Origin of the sequence: Neobacillus drentensis (assembly GCF_036962765.1) — a bacterium.
Classification (GTDB): Bacteria; Bacillota; Bacilli; order Bacillales; family Cytobacillaceae; genus Neobacillus; species Neobacillus drentensis_C.
This window is the reverse complement of sequence record NZ_JBALOS010000247.1, coordinates 1-455: the sequence shown is the minus strand read 5'-3', so window position 1 is coordinate 455 and position 455 is coordinate 1. Positions and strand designations below refer to the sequence as shown.

The 455-nt window shown below is 35.8% G+C and carries 1 protein-coding gene; it reads right to left on the bottom strand.

Features of this window, described 5'->3' with window-relative positions; all coding sequences use genetic code 11:
• Positions 1-429, bottom strand: a 429-nt coding sequence (locus tag V7137_RS25200; protein WP_335700618.1) for a YkyB family protein, incomplete at its 3' end; no start/stop codon positions are given.
• Between the last annotated feature and the right edge of the window lie 26 nt (positions 430-455).

Sequence of the window (455 nt, the reverse complement as noted above, 5' to 3'; positions counted from 1 at the left end):
TTTGCTTTTTTTATGTTGTGGTTGCGTTTGTTCCAGCTCTTTGAATCCTGTATATAACTGAAGTAATGCTTTTGCTGAATTAAGGGAAAGTGTAGCCTTTGGATTTCTAACTCCTTGATCTAATTTCCCAAAATGAGGTAGATCGTGAAAATCAGTTTTAGTTGGAGGAATATGGAATGTATATCTTCCACATTCAACTAGCACATCGGACTGCTGTTGACTATTTCGCGGATTTTCAGAAAAATGGAGACCCACTTTTTTTGCTTTGCCTTCTTCGATTAATTTTTTTAGTGATTCTTGTTTTAATTTGTACAATAATCTGGGGTTAGGTGCTGTTTTGGCATGGCGATTCACAATAAAGATAGCTTGTGCGAGGTTTTCGATGGTTAGGTTTAGATTAAATAGGGGGCCTTTCTGATCACGATTCAAAATATGTTCTCCTTTCAGTTATATAA